At 53.9% G+C, this 16,788-nt stretch carries 18 protein-coding genes; 14 read left to right on the top strand and 4 right to left on the bottom strand.

Going from position 1 to position 16,788, the window contains the following annotated elements; translation table 11 throughout:
- Window positions 1-79 precede the first annotated feature (79 nt).
- Genes OEL83_00830 through OEL83_00820 form a run of 3 tightly spaced genes read right to left on the bottom strand, consistent with a single transcriptional unit; the run spans window position 80 to window position 712 of the window.
- Window positions 80-190: a hypothetical protein gene (locus OEL83_00830; GenBank protein MDK9705566.1), complete on the bottom strand. Its 111-nt coding sequence runs from the start codon at window positions 188-190 to the stop codon at window positions 80-82.
- Window positions 187-447, bottom strand: coding sequence for a hypothetical protein (locus tag OEL83_00825; GenBank protein MDK9705565.1), 261 nt, complete (start codon window positions 445-447; stop codon window positions 187-189). Before OEL83_00825 ends, OEL83_00830 begins: the two co-directional genes overlap by 4 nt.
- A 4-nt stretch (window positions 448-451) precedes the next feature.
- The gene (locus tag OEL83_00820) at window positions 452-712 is read right to left on the bottom strand and encodes a sulfurtransferase TusA family protein (protein ID MDK9705564.1); all 261 of its coding nucleotides are present in this window, start codon (window positions 710-712) and stop codon (window positions 452-454) included.
- A 376-nt stretch (window positions 713-1,088) separates the two neighbouring features.
- Here OEL83_00820 and OEL83_00815 point away from each other — a divergent pair, with 376 nt between their 5' ends.
- The 4 genes from OEL83_00815 (at window position 1,089) to OEL83_00800 (ending at window position 6,186) form a co-directional block, all read left to right on the top strand.
- Window positions 1,089-1,943, top strand: coding sequence for a universal stress protein (locus OEL83_00815; protein MDK9705563.1), 855 nt, complete (start codon window positions 1,089-1,091; stop codon window positions 1,941-1,943).
- Window positions 1,944-1,984: 41 nt separating this feature from the next.
- Complete coding sequence (locus OEL83_00810; protein ID MDK9705562.1) at window positions 1,985-4,099, top strand: SulP family inorganic anion transporter; 2,115 nt, start codon at window positions 1,985-1,987, stop codon at window positions 4,097-4,099.
- A 13-nt stretch (window positions 4,100-4,112) separates the two neighbouring features.
- Complete coding sequence (locus OEL83_00805) at window positions 4,113-4,622, top strand: hypothetical protein (GenBank protein ID MDK9705561.1); 510 nt, start codon at window positions 4,113-4,115, stop codon at window positions 4,620-4,622.
- A gap of 211 nt (window positions 4,623-4,833) precedes the next feature.
- Window positions 4,834-6,186: a serine/threonine protein kinase gene (locus OEL83_00800; protein MDK9705560.1), complete on the top strand. Its 1,353-nt coding sequence runs from the start codon at window positions 4,834-4,836 to the stop codon at window positions 6,184-6,186.
- 1 nt (window position 6,187) lies between these two features.
- On the opposite strand, the gene OEL83_00795 is transcribed toward OEL83_00800, so the two are convergent.
- Window positions 6,188-6,922: a metallophosphatase family protein gene (locus tag OEL83_00795; GenBank protein ID MDK9705559.1), complete on the bottom strand. Its 735-nt coding sequence runs from the start codon at window positions 6,920-6,922 to the stop codon at window positions 6,188-6,190.
- A 308-nt stretch (window positions 6,923-7,230) separates the two neighbouring features.
- Between OEL83_00795 and OEL83_00790 the strand changes: the two genes are divergently transcribed.
- From OEL83_00790 to OEL83_00745, 10 genes are all read left to right on the top strand, one after another.
- Window positions 7,231-8,607, top strand: a complete 1,377-nt coding sequence (locus tag OEL83_00790) for a UPF0149 family protein (protein MDK9705558.1) — start codon at window positions 7,231-7,233, stop codon at window positions 8,605-8,607.
- A gap of 10 nt (window positions 8,608-8,617) precedes the next feature.
- The gene (locus OEL83_00785; protein ID MDK9705557.1) at window positions 8,618-11,104 is read left to right on the top strand and encodes an AAA family ATPase; all 2,487 of its coding nucleotides are present in this window, start codon (window positions 8,618-8,620) and stop codon (window positions 11,102-11,104) included.
- Between the two features lie 393 nt (window positions 11,105-11,497).
- A complete protein-coding gene (locus OEL83_00780; GenBank protein MDK9705556.1) occupies window positions 11,498-12,625 on the top strand; it encodes a hypothetical protein in 1,128 nt (375 codons plus the stop codon).
- 38 nt (window positions 12,626-12,663) lie between these two features.
- Window positions 12,664-13,452: a hypothetical protein gene (locus OEL83_00775; GenBank protein MDK9705555.1), complete on the top strand. Its 789-nt coding sequence runs from the start codon at window positions 12,664-12,666 to the stop codon at window positions 13,450-13,452.
- Between the two features lie 223 nt (window positions 13,453-13,675).
- Entirely contained in the window at window positions 13,676-14,059 is a 384-nt protein-coding gene (locus OEL83_00770; GenBank protein MDK9705554.1) for a nuclear transport factor 2 family protein, read from the top strand.
- A 24-nt stretch (window positions 14,060-14,083) separates the two neighbouring features.
- Complete coding sequence (locus OEL83_00765; protein MDK9705553.1) at window positions 14,084-14,572, top strand: GNAT family N-acetyltransferase; 489 nt, start codon at window positions 14,084-14,086, stop codon at window positions 14,570-14,572.
- A gap of 298 nt (window positions 14,573-14,870) precedes the next feature.
- Window positions 14,871-15,257: a hypothetical protein gene (locus OEL83_00760; protein ID MDK9705552.1), complete on the top strand. Its 387-nt coding sequence runs from the start codon at window positions 14,871-14,873 to the stop codon at window positions 15,255-15,257.
- Window positions 15,258-15,372: 115 nt separating this feature from the next.
- A complete protein-coding gene (trxC, locus tag OEL83_00755; protein MDK9705551.1) occupies window positions 15,373-15,828 on the top strand; it encodes a thioredoxin TrxC in 456 nt (151 codons plus the stop codon).
- A gap of 97 nt (window positions 15,829-15,925) precedes the next feature.
- Window positions 15,926-16,399, top strand: coding sequence for a DinB family protein (locus tag OEL83_00750; protein ID MDK9705550.1), 474 nt, complete (start codon window positions 15,926-15,928; stop codon window positions 16,397-16,399).
- 123 nt (window positions 16,400-16,522) lie between these two features.
- A complete protein-coding gene (locus OEL83_00745; protein ID MDK9705549.1) occupies window positions 16,523-16,738 on the top strand; it encodes a cysteine-rich CWC family protein in 216 nt (71 codons plus the stop codon).
- Window positions 16,739-16,788: the final 50 nt, after the last annotated feature.

Here is a 16,788-nt window from a genome sequence, read left to right as displayed (position 1 = left end):
GACAGGTCAGGTCCTCAGCGCGAAAACCGTGCAGTTCCTGACAGTGCGGGCAGGGGGCGTTGATTCCTCCTGCGGCGTCTTAATAGGCGACACAGGGCGAGCCATTGGACAGCCACTCCACCAAAGCCGCGCCACCCGCCGGGGTAGCTCCGGCAACCAGGTCGGCCTCGCCGATGCCGCGCTTTTTCATGCACGGTGTGCAAACATAGATCTTGCCGCCTGCCTTGATGAATTTTTCCCCACCAGGTCTTTCAGCTGGGCAAAAGGGCCTCCTTCATTGACCTTGGCCATCTCATCGGGGACCGCGCACCAGACGCCGTCGGAACTGAGGAAGACCATGGTCTCCTTCTCGCTGCCCTGGGCGGCATTGGCAACGACGAAGCCGAGGGTGGCCTTGTCGCCATCGGTTTTACAGTGGGTGATTGTCACACAAAAGGTCTTGGACATCGACTTACTCCTTGATCAGTTCGGGTTTGAGGGTAATGAGGTAATAGGGATGCTGCACGTCCGTCAGCTGATTCTTGGTCATCCGGCACCAGGCGGGCAGTTCCACCGGTGCCCCCGGATCGCGGGAAATAACCAGAATGCGGCGACCGGGTGGCTGGTTGCGAATGTATAGATACAGATTGACGATGACCCGTCCGCAGGTCTCTTCGCCGCCGTCAAATTCATCATCGAATCGCCAGGCAGGCATGGTGCTTGAGCTTGTCATAGGGTGGAAAGAATCAAGAATGGGTGACGGTGGCAGGACGGCGCTTTTACTATTGCAGTTTGTAATCGTAAGCCTGCGAATTTACAAACAGGAATCTCCTATCGATCAGCGCCAATCAATAACAAAATGGGATATCTGGCCGGAGATGAGACCTTCAAGCTTCCTTCTCTCCATCCCGAAACCGACTACACCGAGCAGCTTCGCGTATGCCTTGAAGAGTATGTGAAAGGCGATTTCCTATCACCCGGCATCTTGTGTTCACCCGGTAAGGGTGGTACCTTCAAAAAGAAAACGGTTGTTCTCCTGAAATCTTCATCCGAAGGCCTTGCGAAAGGCCTTGCTTTTCCTTTCCTTTCTTTTGCAAAAGGAGTCTGTAATGGGGCGATTTTCAACGAGTCTCCTCGGCGAAACCAAGGTCCTGTTGCTTGCCACCGACGGCTCGCATTTCAGTGACGGCGCGGTACAGGAGGCGATATTTTTCGGCCAGTCATGCGGTGCCAAGGTGATTGTCCTGCATGTCATCAAGACCGACGCCGAATCCCTCAAATCGGCCGAATCAACGGTACGACGCCGCCGCCTCGAACTGGCTCCCTACTTCGACGGCTTCCGGAAAATGGCCAAAGACAGCGGCGTGGAATATGAGATCGTTGTTATCGGGGCAAGCAACCTGGAAAAAGCGATCATCGAACAGGCCCAGCTGCGTCAGGCCAATGTCATCCTCATGGGCCGTCACGGCAAGACCGGCCGCCTCTCGCTGCTCATCGGCCGGATGACCGCCAAGGTGATCGACCTCGGCTTTCCCCGGGTGCTGGTGGTGCCGAAAGACTTCATCATCTCCGGTGCCCCGCGTATCCTGGTGGCTACCGACGACTCGGCCGGCGGACAAAAGGCGGTGGAGGAGGCGCTCAGCCTGGTGCAGAAAAATTGCACCCTGCAACACTTGACTGTTGTCTCGGTGGCCAGGCGGGAAAGTGACATCTCCGCGGCGCAACAAATCGTCGAGACAACCTGCCTCAGAGTAAGTCAAGTTGGAACACAGATCGTTTGCGAACCTTTGATAGAAACTGGTGACCCGGCCGAAATCATCGTCCGGGCGGCCCGGGAGCGGCAGATCGATATGATCGTCATCGGCGGACAGGGCAAACGGGGCATAAAGAGAAAGCTCCTTGGCCAGGTCACCGAAAACGTTACCGGCGGCGCACCATGTGCGGTGCTGGTGGTCAACGTTTAGGAAGATGTCCCTGCATTGCCTCCCACCTTATTGGTGATCCCATGGAAAATAAAAGGCTCTTTCGCTTCTTCCCCTTCCTTCTCTGGTTTCCGGTTCAGACCACCATCCTGCGCGGCGACCTCATCGCCGGCGTCACCGGCGCCCTGGTGCTGGTACCAAAGGCCATGGCCTATGCCCAGCTGTCCGGGCTACCGCTGTATTTCGGCCTGTATACTGCCTTTATTCCGGCCATCATCGGCGCGCTGTGGGGCTCATCGCGGCAGCTTGCTACCGGCCCGGTGGCCATTGTATCGCTCATGACCGCCGCCGCGGTGACGCCACTGGCCATCCCTTTCTCGGACGAATACATTGGTTTTGCAATGCTTCTCACCCTTCTTGTCGGGATCATCCAGCTTGGCTTGGGGGTAATGCGGCTCGGAAGTATCGTCAATTTTGTCTCGCACCCGGTCATCCTCGGTTTCATGAACGCTGCGGCAATTATCATCGGCCTCTCCCAGCTGGATATGCTGCTCGGTATACCGAAGGGACGCAGCGACCATTTTCTCCAGGATGTCTGGGAAATGCTCGGGTTCCTGCCGCAAACCCACCTGCCGACCCTGGCGATGTCCGCCTTTGCCCTGCTGCTCATGCTGACTCTGAAAAAGGTGCCGATGCTGGCCAAGCCAAGCGTCTTGATCGCCGTGGCAATAACCACCCTCCTTAGCTATCTGGCGGGGTATGAACATAAAACCACCGTCGATATCGAGGCCGTCTCACCCCCTGCAGCCCGGCAATTCGTGATCAATTATGACAAGACCGCCAAGCGGATAAACGAACTCAGCACCACCATCACCAGCCTCTCCGCAAAGATCCGTGAAGCGGAAAAAACGGGTGATGCCCGCCAGGCAGCCGAACTTCGATACCAGCAGGATATTGCCGGACTCGATCGCCGTTCCCTGGAAACGGAAAACGACAAAAGATTGAACCATATCCGCAAGCTCACATTCGTCGAGAGCCAGGGCGAGAATGGCGCACCGGATACCTTTTTACAGCGTGGGGTGGACATAACAGCACAAACAGACAACAGCCGCGTCTGGCATATCAAGAAAATTTCCGCCGGCCATGTCCTGATGGCCGGCGGTGGCGATGTGGTCGGTACAGTGCCGGCCGGGCTGCCCTCCTTCCGTTTACCGAGCCTTGATCTTGAAGCCGTCGGACAACTTTTCACCGGCGCCCTGATCATCTCCCTCGTCGCCTTCATGGAGTCTATCTCCATGGCTAAAGCCATGGCCGGCAAGTCCAAACAACGCATCGACCCGAACCAGGAATTGATCGGCCAGGGGCTTGCCAACATCGGCGGCTCGTGTTTCCAGGCCTATCCGGCCTGCGGCTCCTTCACCGGCTCGGCCATCAACCTCCAGGCCGGCGCGAAGACCGGCCTGGCCATGGTCTTCAACGGCACCTTCGTCGCCGCAACCCTGCTTTTTCTCACCCCCTGCCTGTATCATCTTCCTAAGGCGGTGCTGGCGGTGATCATCCTGCTGGCGGTGACCGGTCTGGTCACCCCGGGAGCCCTGAAACACACCTGGAAGGCCAACCGGGCCGATGGCGTTGTCGCCGTGGTGACCTTTATCGTCACCCTCCTTGCCGCGCCCCATCTCGACAAGGGTATCCTGGTCGGCACGACCCTGGCCATCGGCCTCTACCTCTACCGGACCATGGCGCCGCGAGTCGCTATTCTTGGCCGCTACGGTGACGGCACCCTGCGCGACATCAAGGTCAACCCGCATCTGGCGGTCTCGCCCCATGTCATCGCCATCCGCTTCGATGGCTCCTTATACTTCGCCAACGTCGCCCACTTCGAGGATGCAGTCCTTGCCGCGGTGGCGGGCCGGCGTGATGCCAGACACCTCCTGGTCGTCGGCGACGGTATTAACCACCTGGATTCCTCGGGTGAGGAGATGCTCCATAATCTGGTATCGAGGCTGCACGAATCCGGCGTCGAGGTGGTATTCTCCGGCTTAAAGCGCCAGATCCTTGAGGTTATGCGGGCAACCGGTCTGTATCAGGTAATCGGTGAAGATAATATCTTCGCCACGGAGGGGCAGGCCCTTGCCGCCATCTCCCAACGCCTCGGCGAAACGGCCGAGGATGACGCCCTTTTTGCCCATCCATAATGGAGACAAGCATATGAACATACTCGCTTTGCCGGGAATCAGCCCGAAGACGGAACGTTGGGCGACCAACCTCCTCAAGGAAATTGAGGCCCCCGGCCAGACGCAGCTGGTGCAAAGGTACCGGCATTGGGACTGTGGCGATGCCGAGCAGTGCCTGGATCTGGACGGCGAAGTGCAGCGCCTCATGGGATCTGCGGTAAACCTGTTGGTCGCCAAATCGCTTGGCGTTATGATTGGTCTGCAGGCCTGCGGAAAGAAGATGATCAGTCCGGATAAGGCGGTCTTTGTCGGCACCCCGGTGACAAGCTTTAAAGAAAACAACCTGGACCTCAAACAGTTGGTTTCGGACCTCCATTTGCCCTGTCTCTTTATCCAGCAAGCCCATGATATCGTTGGGTCTTGCGCTCATCTCCGGGCTGAAATCGCCGCCATCCCCGCTGTGACCCTGGTGGAAATTCCCGGCGACAACCACCAGTATAAAGATCTCAAATTATTGGCCAGGCACATTAAAAAGTGGCTATAGCAGCCCCTTGCCGTCACCTCCCGGCCCTTCCCACGGCAAACGGTAAAAAACATTTGCCCGGGCGGCGGTTCTTTTGATAGGCTGAAAACAACAGCATCCCCGGCGTATAATAAGCTTGAGTTGAGTTGTGCCTGTTCACGCGAAACGTATGCCTTTGCGGCAGACGTTATCGATGCGCCGTGTATCATGGTTTTTCAAGAAAGGGTGCAATGTGCAGACTCCCAGCGAAACCATACTGACATTCGGCCTGGCAGATTCGCTGACCGCTCTGGTCAATAGCCTGGTTTCGTCCTTTGAGATCGATACCGTTCCACTGACCATCGGCACCGTACGTAACTTCGTCAAAAACAACCCGGACAAGAAAATTTGTCTGGTCATTTACCATATCGACTCCGAACATCCCCGGCAAACCCGGGTCATCCAGCTCATTCGCGACTTCGTCGGTCCCCTGGTACCTTTCCTGGTGCTGGTTCCGGAAGTAAATCTCGGTGAAATCAAACGCTACCTCGATGCCGGGGCCGATGACTTTATCGAGCTGCCCCTCAATGAGAGCAGATTCTCCATAAGCTTTCTGATCCTCCTGGAGATGGGTCAGGCCATGAACCAGGGCCAACCCCGGCAGGACTCGGTACAGCCGGCAATACCGGGCAAGGAGAACATCAACCGGCGGGGCTGGACCCGGATAGTCCATTTTTTTCAGGAAGGTTTGGAGTTTTTCTCACCGAAATCGCTTATCAATACCCCGGTAACAGCAAGCATTTCCAACCCCTGGCAGCCTGTTCGCCGCCTCGGCACCGGTGGTTTCGGTGTGGTCTGGCTGGTGCAGAGGCAGGGTACGGGCCGCATCGCCGTGGCCAAAATACCCCACTCCCCCGCCATGAACATCGGGGTGCTACGCTCCGCCGCCATCCTGAAGAGGCTGGTTCACCACCCCAATGTCGTCCAGTTGATCGAAGTCGTCAAGGATAGCGGCCGCTTCCTCCTCATCCAGGAATACGTCGAAGGCCAAAGCCTGCAGGAGCTGCTGGAACGGGGGATTTCACCGCTTAAAAAAGAAAGTTATATCCTGCAGATCGTCTCGGTGGTCGCCTATGCCCACCAGCACAAGATCATGCACCGCGATATCAAGCCGGAAAACATCATCATCAACAAGGCGGGGCAGGTGAAACTCCTCGACTTCGGAATCGCCCGCGACCTCTCCTGGCAATCCGCCGAGGGCAATTCGGCCGGAACCATCAACTTCATGCCGCCTGAACAGCTCGCCGGTAAAAGCTGCAAGGCCAGCGATGTCTGGGCCATCGGGGTGATTTTCTATATCTTCGCCACCAATGCCGTCCCCTTTTTCCAGATGAACGACCACTATCCCCAGGATATCGATGCGGAAAACGTCGAGAGCCAGGCGCCGCATCTCATCAATCCGGCCATCGACCCTGAGCTGGAGCGAATCATCATGCGCTGCCTGGAAAAAGACCTCGGCAAACGCTATGAAAACGCTATTGAGCTGGAAAACGACCTGCGCGAGACCTGCCCTCGTCTCGGCCTTGGTGAAATGCTGCCGGAGTGACTTACAGTCCGTCGATGAGCCGGGTGGCGAAGGACTTCGGCAGGCCGGCCGCAAGGATTTTTTCAGCGGCGCGCTGATAATTATAATCAACCCGGTAAAATTCGATGACCTGCAGTTCGTCATCATAGATCAGATACGAGGCACGGGGGTCACCGTCACGGGGTTGGCCGACGCTGCCGCAATTAAAGATCTGCCTATTGAGCTGGGCCGCCGGTACGGTCATGGAATGCAGCGGAGAGCGGATGTAGATGCAGAAGAAATTCCTCCTGGTGATGGCCACCGGCACATGGGTATGGCCGACAAAGAGGATCTTCGCCTTTGAGCGGGCAAAGGAACTGGAGATATAGGTCTTTTCCGTGACGTAGTACCAGTTGCGCGGCCGGTATGGATTGGAATGGCAGAAGTAGATATCCTGCCACTTGATCAGGTCCTCCATCTCCTTGAGAAACCAGAGGCCCGACTTTGACAGGATGGCGCGGGTCCAGTCGATCACCTGCCGGGCCTCCTGGCGCATATTGATGGGAATCCCCAACACCGCCGCCTCGTGGTTGCCGAGCAGGCATGGGCAATCGGGCAAGGCACGCAACATCTCGATGCATTCATTGGGATTGGCGCCATAGCCAATCACATCGCCCAGGCAAACATAGCGGTTGGCGTGCTGTAACGCAGCATGGGCAAGCACCGCTTCAAGTGCCTCCATGTTTGCATGGATGTCGGAAAAGACTGCAACTCTCATGCGTTCACCAACGGATCCCCCAAAGAAAAAGACCTGTCTGCTTGCAGATCCCTCAATAAAGTATCAAAAGTGGGTGTATCGGGGTATGGCGCCATCAGCATCTCCCACCGGGCAACCAATTCCTCCATACGATATAAAGCAGTTTACCGGGAATAGCAAACTTCCACACAACATGGGACACCCCGGCTAGCATCAGGCAGCCGCCAGCTTGTCCAGTTGCGGCCGATTTTTCCCTTTCCTTTCCCCCTCTTTTCCGCTATTGCTGTAGCCAATTAGCACCACAACAATAACCTTTACCGGACACCCCAATGCTTCCCTCCAAAGAAAAGAAGACCCTCGAAAAACTCCTCCGCCTCGCCCCGGAACCGGAAGGGGCATTTACCTACGATGAACTCTGCGGTTTCCTGTTCGGCCTGGCCATGACCCCGGAGCTTATTTCTCCTGCTGAGTGGCTGCCGGTAATTTTCGGCGGCGAACTGCCGGAGTTCCGCAATGACAAGCAATTCGTGGAAATGACCGATTGCCTGACTAGTGTGTATAACCGCATGGTCACCGGTTTTCATGAAAACAACCTGCACTTTCCATACGATCTCGGCACACTTGACGACGACTTGCTGGAAAAGGTCTACGGCTGGGTATCGGGTTTCGAGGAGGCCCTTGCCCTGCGCGAGGAGTTGTGGGACCCGGAGGAATACCCCAACCTGTCCGGCAAGAAGAAAGAAGACCTGATGCACAGCATCATGACCATCCAGGGCCTGATCGACCCGACCGATATCATGGAAATGTTTCAGAACATGCCGGAAGATGTGTTCCGGGAGACCTTTCCCGAGGCCTCAGGAGAGTTCGCCGACCGGGAGATGCAGGTCCAGGTCTTTCTTCTCGCCACCCTGCCGTTGGCGGTGGAGACCTTTCAGGCCCACGCCCGGACCATCGAAAAGCAGTTGTCCAAGAAGGCTTCAGGGAAGACCATCCCCTTCCCCATGCATTCCGCCAAACCAAACCAGGACAGCCCCTGCTCCTGTCCCGGCGGCGGCTCGTGCGGCAGTCCTCCCCCGAAAAAAAAGGCCAAGATCATCAAGGTCGATTTCCCGAAGCACGGCAGTAAGCGGCCTGCACCCACCGCCCCGGTCTTCCAGCTGAAAATCAGCCTGCAGGGTCTAAAACCACCGGTCTGGCGCCGCGTCCAGGTCCCGGGCAACACCACCCTCGCGCGCCTGCACAAGGTCATCCAACTGTGCATGGGTTGGACGGACAGCCATATGCACGAATTCCTCATCGACGGCAACCGCTATTGCATGCCCGATCCGGATGACTTTTCAGACGATGATGCCGGCGAGAACGAGGCGAAGTTTACCCTGGAATCCCTGCAGGATAAGATCCTTGCCGGTTTCCTCTATGTCTATGATTTCGGTGACGACTGGCTGCACACCATCACCGTCGAAAAGGTCCTGGCGCCGGATGCCGGCAAGGATTATCCGCTATTGCTTGCCGGCAAGCGCGCCTGTCCGCCGGAGGATGTCGGCGGCGTGCCCGGATTCCTCCATCTTTTAGAGGTTCTCGACAACCCCGAGGATGAAGAATATGCCGACCTCATCGACTGGCTCGACGAGGAGTACGACCCGGCCCGTTTCGGCAAGGAAGAAATCGCCTTGATCAACGTGGTTCTTGAGGAAGTCTACGGGTAACCTGGCGGCAATGGATACCGACAACCCCTTGCTGCAGCTTGCCGGTGAGTTCGTCCGGGACACCGGCAGCAATATCTTTCTGACGGGCAAGGCCGGTACCGGCAAGACCACCTTTCTCCACAACATCAAAAAGCACAGCCCGAAACGGATGATCGTCACCGCCCCCACCGGGGTGGCGGCGATCAACGCCGGCGGGGTTACCCTCCACTCCTTTTTCCAGATGCCCTTCGGGCCGTTCGTCCCGGGCAGCGAGCACGAAACCCGCCATAAATTCAGCCGCGACAAGATCAATCTGATCAAGAGCCTCGACCTGCTGGTGATCGACGAGATCAGCATGGTCCGCGCCGACCTCCTCGACGGGGTGGACAGCGTTCTCCGCAGGTATCGCCGCAGCAGCCTGCCCTTTGGCGGGGTGCAGCTGCTGCTGATCGGCGACCTGCACCAGCTGTCGCCGGTGGTCAAGGATGCCGAATGGCGGCTCCTGCAAAGCTACTACGACTCCCCCTATTTCTTCAGCAGCAATGCCCTGAAGGGGACCGAGCTGCTCACCATCGAACTGCAGCATATCTACCGCCAGGCCGACCGCCATTTTATCGACCTGCTCAACCGCGTCCGCGACAACCGCCTCGACGCCAACACCCTGCAGGAACTGAACAAGCGCCATATCGCGGGCTTTGTCGACACCAAAGACCAAGGCTATATCACCCTCTGCACCCATAACAGCAACGCCGACGCCATCAACAGCGCTCGACTGGCCGGGCTGCCGCAAAAGACCCACCGCTTTGCCGCCGAGATCGAAGGGGAGTTCCCGGAACACTCCTACCCGACCGCCGTCACCCTTGAATTGAAGACCTCGGCCCAGGTCATGTTCGTCCGCAACGACGCCTCACCGGAAAAACGATTTTTTAACGGCAAGATCGGCAAGATCACCCGTATCTCCGACAAAAAAGTCACGGTACAATGCCCCGACGACAACGAAGAAATCGTCGTCGAACCGGCTACCTGGGAGAATATCGAGTATTCCCTCAACGAGGAAACCCTAGAGATCAGCGAGAACAAGATCGGCGCCTTTATCCAATATCCGCTGAAACTCGCCTGGGCCATCACCATCCATAAAAGCCAGGGCCTGACCTTCGACCGGGCGATCATCGACGCCCAGGCGGCCTTTGCCCACGGCCAGGTGTATGTCGCCCTCAGCCGTTGCCGGACCCTGGAGGGCATGGTGCTCAGCTCGCCCCTTGCCCCCCGGGCGATTAAGACCGACCACGCCGTCCTCCGCTTTGTCCGGGAGGCAGGCGAATGTGTGCCGACACAGGCCCAGCTGACCGCGGCGAAGATCCGCTACCAGCAGCGGCTCCTCCTTGAATGCTTTGATTTTCAGCGGCTGCAGGAACTCCTTTCCCGGCTTATCGGCACGGTTGAGCGGAGCGGCGAGCTGGTGCGGGTGGACGGGGCCGGCAACCTCCGTGACCTGCAGAACCAGACGGTAAACGACATCTGCAGCGTCGGGACCAACTTCCGCCGGCAGCTGCAGGGGATGTTTACCGACGGCACCGAGCCTGCCGAAGACCAGGCGATCCTCGACCGCCTGCAGAAGGCCTCGGTCTATTTTCAGGAGAAGTTTGCGGCAGGTATCGGCGGGATAGCCCCGGCCTTGCAGGTGGAGGCCGACAACAAGGAAATCCGCAAAAAGGCCAAAGACCTGTGCAAATGGCTGCAGGAGGAAACCGCCGTAAAGATTGCGGCAGTGGGCAGCTGCGCGCCCCGGTTTTCGCCCTCGGAGTATCTGCGGGCAATCTCCTCGGCGGAGGTGACGCCTGCTAAGGAAAAGCGCGAAAAGTCGCAGACCGTCGAATATTCCCAATCAGATATCGGCCATCCACTCCTCTTCCAGCAATTGAAGGATTGGCGAAGCGAAACGGCCACGACCGAGAACCTTGCCCAATACCAGGTCATCCATCTGAAGACCCTGGTGCAGATCGCCGTCCATCTGCCGGACAGCCTCGCCGCCCTTTCGCAACTAAAGGGCATCGGCAAAAAACTTGCGCAAAAATACGGCGATGATCTGGTGGCCCTGGTGGCTGCCTATCGCAACCAAAACGCAATTCAGGAAGTCACCCTCCCCGAAGCCTTGCCGCAGGAACAAGGCTCCCCCAAGGAACCGGAGCAAGTGGAAGCGCCAAAAGGCCCGAAAATCCCCACCCGACTCCTCACCCTCGAACTCTTCAACCAGGGCATCGCCATCTCCGAGATTGCCGAAAAGCGCGGCTTTGTCTTCACCACCATCGAAAGCCACCTCGCCCAATGCCTGGAACAGGGCGAAATCACCATAGACCAATTGGTCGCAGAAGATAAACGCCAGGCCCTTGAAGAAATCGTCCTGCCCGTACTCGACAAAAACCTCGGCGAGATCAAGGCCATCGCCGGCGACGCCTACACCTACGGGGAAATCAAATATATCCTCGCCTATCTTAGACGGACGACTGCCAAAGCCTGAAAGTCGATCTTCACCTTTGCTTCCTTAAAAACAACTCCCTGCCAACAAACAGATTAGACGAGTTGCGTTATTCCCTGACAGGGAATGAAAGGAGATTTCACCAAATCAAAAGTGGTTTTAACATTGTTAATTCGACATGTTGCTGCTGAGGCACTGAGAACTAAAACCAAAAGACTGCTTGACAGATTCATGAATATCAGTAACCACTATCCTGAGGAAAATAAGGAGCGATCCGGCAAGGGATTATACGCAGCCCGACGCATATCCTCCGGCTGAATCGTCCGATGCCTTGAGAAATGCTCCCTTACTCACACCTGCGCATCTATCTGTAACTGCGTGTGTATTTATTGACCATTGCTATAGAACACTCATAAACCCCTTGTTAGAATACATATGAAGCCAGATCCCAGAATAGCAATTACAGTGGTTACTGAAGAAGGTGATAAGGCAGAGGTCATACCATGTTCAATAAAGCCATTAACCTATGAAGATATAATCACAGAAAATACACGCTATCCAATGCAGATGTCTGCAAAGGAAGGCAGTGTAAAAATTAACGGAGAAGTGCTAGAAAAAGACAGAAAAATTGATTTCAAAATTCAATTTAATGAAGAAATAACTATCTATGTCTTAGAATTAGGAGGATGGTTGCCTTTCAGTTTTGCAAACTACAAAAATATGTTGCCAGATCGAAATGTAATCTCTTCAATCAAACAAATAAAAAGCAACAAATTAAGGGACAACACAAAAGCTACAGACTGGTGGCTAAAATCTTACAAGGAGTCCGACTTAACAATAAACCCTTTGCTTTATGCATTTGAAGGTCAGTACCAACGGTTTCCAAATTATATTGAATTTTGTAAATCATTCAATGAAGCCTCAGCTGAACTGAAAGAGTATTTTCCAAAAGCGAAAATAATTGGGTATCCGAGCGAAGAAATATATCAAAAAGTTTATCAACTCTTAATTGAGGTATCAGAACAAAATATCTCAGAACAAGAATTCTTATTGTGTGCCGCTCCTTTAGTTGCTAACAGAGTAAGCGACAAGGAATTAAATGACACTCAAAATGCAATCGATGACCTAGCAGAAAAATATGGCATCTTGGGAGAGTCGTTGTTGTACTATCTCATAGTATCTTGCCTTTACGACCCCAAAGATGGTTCGGGCTATTTGCCAGCTAGAAGGATAGTAAAGCCAAAAGAAAACTATACAAAGGAGATGGCATATAACGCTATTGCTGATGTGAATGCTATTACGTTCTTTATCCAAAGCCTTTCGTTACCAAAACTAATGATGCCAGTGTGTACTTGTGACAAGCCATTGGCAGCTTTTTGGGCAGCAATTAATCCTTTTGAAAGAACAGTTCAAAATAGAAAGATAAATGTTGAGTTCCAGTTAACTAAACATCTATTTCCAAGGCTCAATCCTAAAGAAATAGAAAACTTTGCAAGCACGCTAAATAAAAAGAAACTTCTATCAAGTAGTTCCAAGGGACGCGCAAAAGACGCCCGCCCCTGAACTCCACGTTGGGCCACAATTTGCGCGGAGTGTCGCCAGTGCAAGTAAGGGACAAGGCATACCAAGAACATCGCGTATTCGCTGAACTTCAAAGATACGTGGAGTTCTATGGGCAATTGGCGATTTCCGTTTTCTCATTCGCGACGATGGGTACAAAGGCCATCTGCAATATCGACACCTACGTCTACTCCTCAATGCAGGGCACGTTGGAATCGATGAGAACAGTCTTGCTCGCAGGTCGCATCAACGACGCCTACACGTTGTTGCGGAAGTACCACGATTCCGTAGTAATTAACGTCTACTCGAATCTGTACCTTCACGACAATCTTAGTATCGAGAACTTCATCGTCGAAAAGATAAACAACTGGCTCCAGGGAAGAGAAAAACTGCCAGAATACCGCGTTATGTCCCAATACATAAAGGCCTCAGAAGCCCTAGAACCAATCAATTGCGTATTTGATGTCGATGACCGATACAAGAAACTCCGTGATAGATGCAACGATCACACGCATTACAACTTCTATCGCCACGCAATGCTGAATGACAATGAAATTTACATAGAAAATCGGGGGTGGTGGCTTGACCGCTGTTCTGAGGACGTGCGAGACCTATTCATTCTTCACATGGGCTACATCTTCTTCCTAAACGGACACTACATGATGTCCGGTGACTACATGGATGCACTTGAGTGTGGCATGCAACCAGAAGAAAATTCGCAGTATTGGGTCGCCTCATTTATCCAAGAGATATTCGACGAAATCATTACGCCAAGGCGCCCCGACGTTACGTCGGCGATCAAGGCGAGTTCTGCGATGCAACTCTCATGAACCAATTGAGGCATCCAACCGCATGAGTGTCGACGAAATGCTCTTTAAAAATGTGGGGACATCTTACAGAAACGACATAGACACTTTACCCAAAACGCTGGGATCTCCCATTACAATATTCAAAAAAGCCCGCCGCCATACTAAACAGCTGAATAGAGCAGCTTGTCTACTCAAACGAAAATTATGCCCTTGCGGTATAAGCAACAGAACACGGAGGTGACAATTGACTCCCGATGAAATGAAAACGCTCGTTGAGAGATACATTGCGGCATATAACCGAATGGATGTCGACGAAATGCTCTTGACTGTTCATCCGGATGTTGAGTTCAAGAATATTTCGGCAGGCATGGTGAACGCAAGCACCACGGGTATTTCTGAACTCAGAGCCCTTGCCCAGCAATCGTTATCACTGTTCACCGAGAGGCAGCAGGTTATTGAGTCCTTTCAGTGCGAAGGGTCCAGGGCACAGGTTGCCATTGTATTTCGAGCAGTCGTCGCCAGCGATCTTCCGAACGGCTTAAAGAGCGGGCAAGTCCTGAATCTCACCGGTCGCTCGGAGTTCGAGTTCCACGATGGGGCAATCTCAAAAATCACAGACATCAGTTGAACATCTATCTATTCATACCTCATCATGACCCTGACAATTCACAAAGGCTACATACCCGGTTCCATCGGCAGGATCGTTGAACTTCACGCTTCTTACTACAGCAAACTCGTTGGATTTGGCCTGCCCTTTGAGACCAAGGTAGCGCGCGAGCTTTCCGAGTTCTGCAAGCGATATAACGGCGAGCGCGACGGCCTTTGGCTCGCACTGCAGGACGGCAATATTGAGGGGGCAATTGCAATCGATGGTTCCCACGCCGAGCAGGACGGAGCGCATCTTCGCTGGTTCATAGCTTCCGACACAATACGAGGAACAGGCGTTGGCACCGCCCTGCTGACTTCAGCGATGGAATTCTGTCAGTCGCAGAACTACCACCGGGTATATCTGTGGACTTTTGCAGGCCTTGGTGCTGCAAGGCACCTTTATGAGAAGTTTGGTTTTCGCCAAACCCTTCAGCAGCGCGGCTCTCAGTGGGGGGTAGAAGTAAATGAACAGCGATTTGAATGTCTGGACTGACCATGCGGTGCAGGGGACGCTGGGCGACAAGACTGCGTTTGATTGAAGGGGAAATCTTACCCAATAGAATGATTGGTAAAGGATCAAACCTGACTTATTGACATTTCATTTTGGGTAAACATAGTACCAACAAGCAACCGCACCACGAGAACTCGCAAGTAAAGAGCAAGCAGAGGGGGTATTAATGAATAAGGTATGGAGTCACTGCATTTTTTGCATGATTAGCATCGTCGTTGGTATTTGCTTGGCACTTCTCTATTTGAACATGTTCACGAGTGTGTTCAGTGACTCGTCGGCAATGAGCACCTATCCTCTTGACATCAAAGGCCTTATGGCCCATACCCATAAAACTGCCGATGTCCCTGCACAGCAGGTTGCACCAACCCTTAAAATCGAAGCCAAAGAAGACATGATGAAGAAGGGAAACTTCAATCTCCACCTGATCACCACAGGCTTTGAATTTTCCCCTGATATGACCAGCAAGGAAGCAAAATTTGGCCAGGGACACGCCCATGTGTATGTCGATCATGTTCTCATCGGCAGGGCCTATTCCGAATGGTTTCACATTCCCAGGCTCCGGCCCGGCAAGCATACCGTCTATGTCACGCTAAACGGCAATGATCACAAGGAATATTCTATTGCCGGAAAATCCATCGATGGAACGATTGAATTACATGTGCAGTAGAGGGCGCCACCTTAGGCTTGAACAGCCCAATGAAATATACCTTTGGTAAGAGTTACAACCGGCCTCAGGGCAATTGTCCCCTTGCCAGGCCAAAGATTCAAAACGAGAGTTGCCGATGACTGCCTCAAATCCTCTCCAGGTCGTTTGCCCGCATTGTGGAGTTGTCAACCGCGTGCCTGCACAAAAGCTTGTCGATCAGCCTATTTGCGGCAAATGCCGCGACAGGCTGCTTGCCGGAAAACCCATCGCGGCTCATGACAGCAGCTTTCAACGTTTTATCGACAAAAGTGATTTGCCCGTCGTAGTTGATTTCTGGGCACCCTGGTGCGGGCCTTGCCGGCAATTCGCCCCGGTTTTCAGTGAAATTGCCGCCGAGATGGAAACCCAGGCCTGTTTTATCAAACTGGATACAGAGGCTAATCAACAAACAGCCTCACGCTACCAGATCCGCTCAATACCGACCCTGGCCCTATTCCACCAAGGGCGCGAAGTGACAAGAGTATCCGGGGCCATGAGTAAGAGTCAGTTCCAGCAGTGGTTACAACAAAACCTCCGCCAGTTGAAACCGTAACCCACTGTGGCTCTTGCCGCAGGCAACAAACTGACGAAGAGGCGATTGGTACCGGCAATTATTTTCATCAATCAGGCTTGGTCACTGGAGGTCCCTCATGAATACCGAAGGCAAACTGGCACTCATTGAACAATTCGAAAACCTTTCTTCTGCATTTGATGACACGCTCACCCTCGAAAGGGATATGCTTCTTTTCAGACCAAACAGTGATGCCTGGTCGATCATCGAGCAAGTCGTTCACTGCGTTGACTTTGATGTTGCCAACTTTCACAGATATCGTTGGGGGATTGTCGCCCCCGGAACAACCGTTCTCTCCTTCGATGGTACCTGGACATCCGTCCTGGAGTATCAAGCCTCGGAACTGCCGCTTGCTATAAACACCATCAAGGCAGTGAGGACTTTCATGGCCTCGCATCTGCGGCATATCGCTCAGTCCGACTGGTCGAAGTACCTGTACAACCTTCCCGGCGGCAAGAGCTTTAACCTGGAGGAGGCTCTGCAACATTTCATCAACCATGTTGGTTTCCACCGGGAATTGATCGACCGGAACATCAAGCTGTTTACAAAATAAGCGGGAAACAGGCGGATACCGCACCTGTTTCCGTTGCCAGATATGCTAGGAAGGCAGTATGCACCGCCGAGAGGGCTGGTTCTCGGTAAATTTGCGTTTCTTCTAAGGAGTTTTAACTAAACGATGAAAGCACTGCCAAATCACACCTGCCCGCTCTGCGGCAAACCGAATGATTGTGCCGCAGCCAAATCCGGCCGCCTTGACATTGATTGCTGGTGTCAGCACACGCAAATAGACCCGGAATCACTCGCCCTCGTTCCGGAAAACCTGCGCCATAAGGCCTGCTTGTGCAGGGAGTGCGCAGCCAAAGCACCGGCTGCGGACAATGAGCACGTCTAATCTATCCGAGTGGAGGTTGATCCGATATCCCCTCAAATTCCAGCCGGCTC

This window comes from Desulforhopalus sp., assembly GCA_030247675.1.
Classification (GTDB): Bacteria; Desulfobacterota; Desulfobulbia; order Desulfobulbales; family Desulfocapsaceae; genus Desulforhopalus_A.
This window is presented reverse-complemented; position numbering and strand designations above follow the sequence as displayed.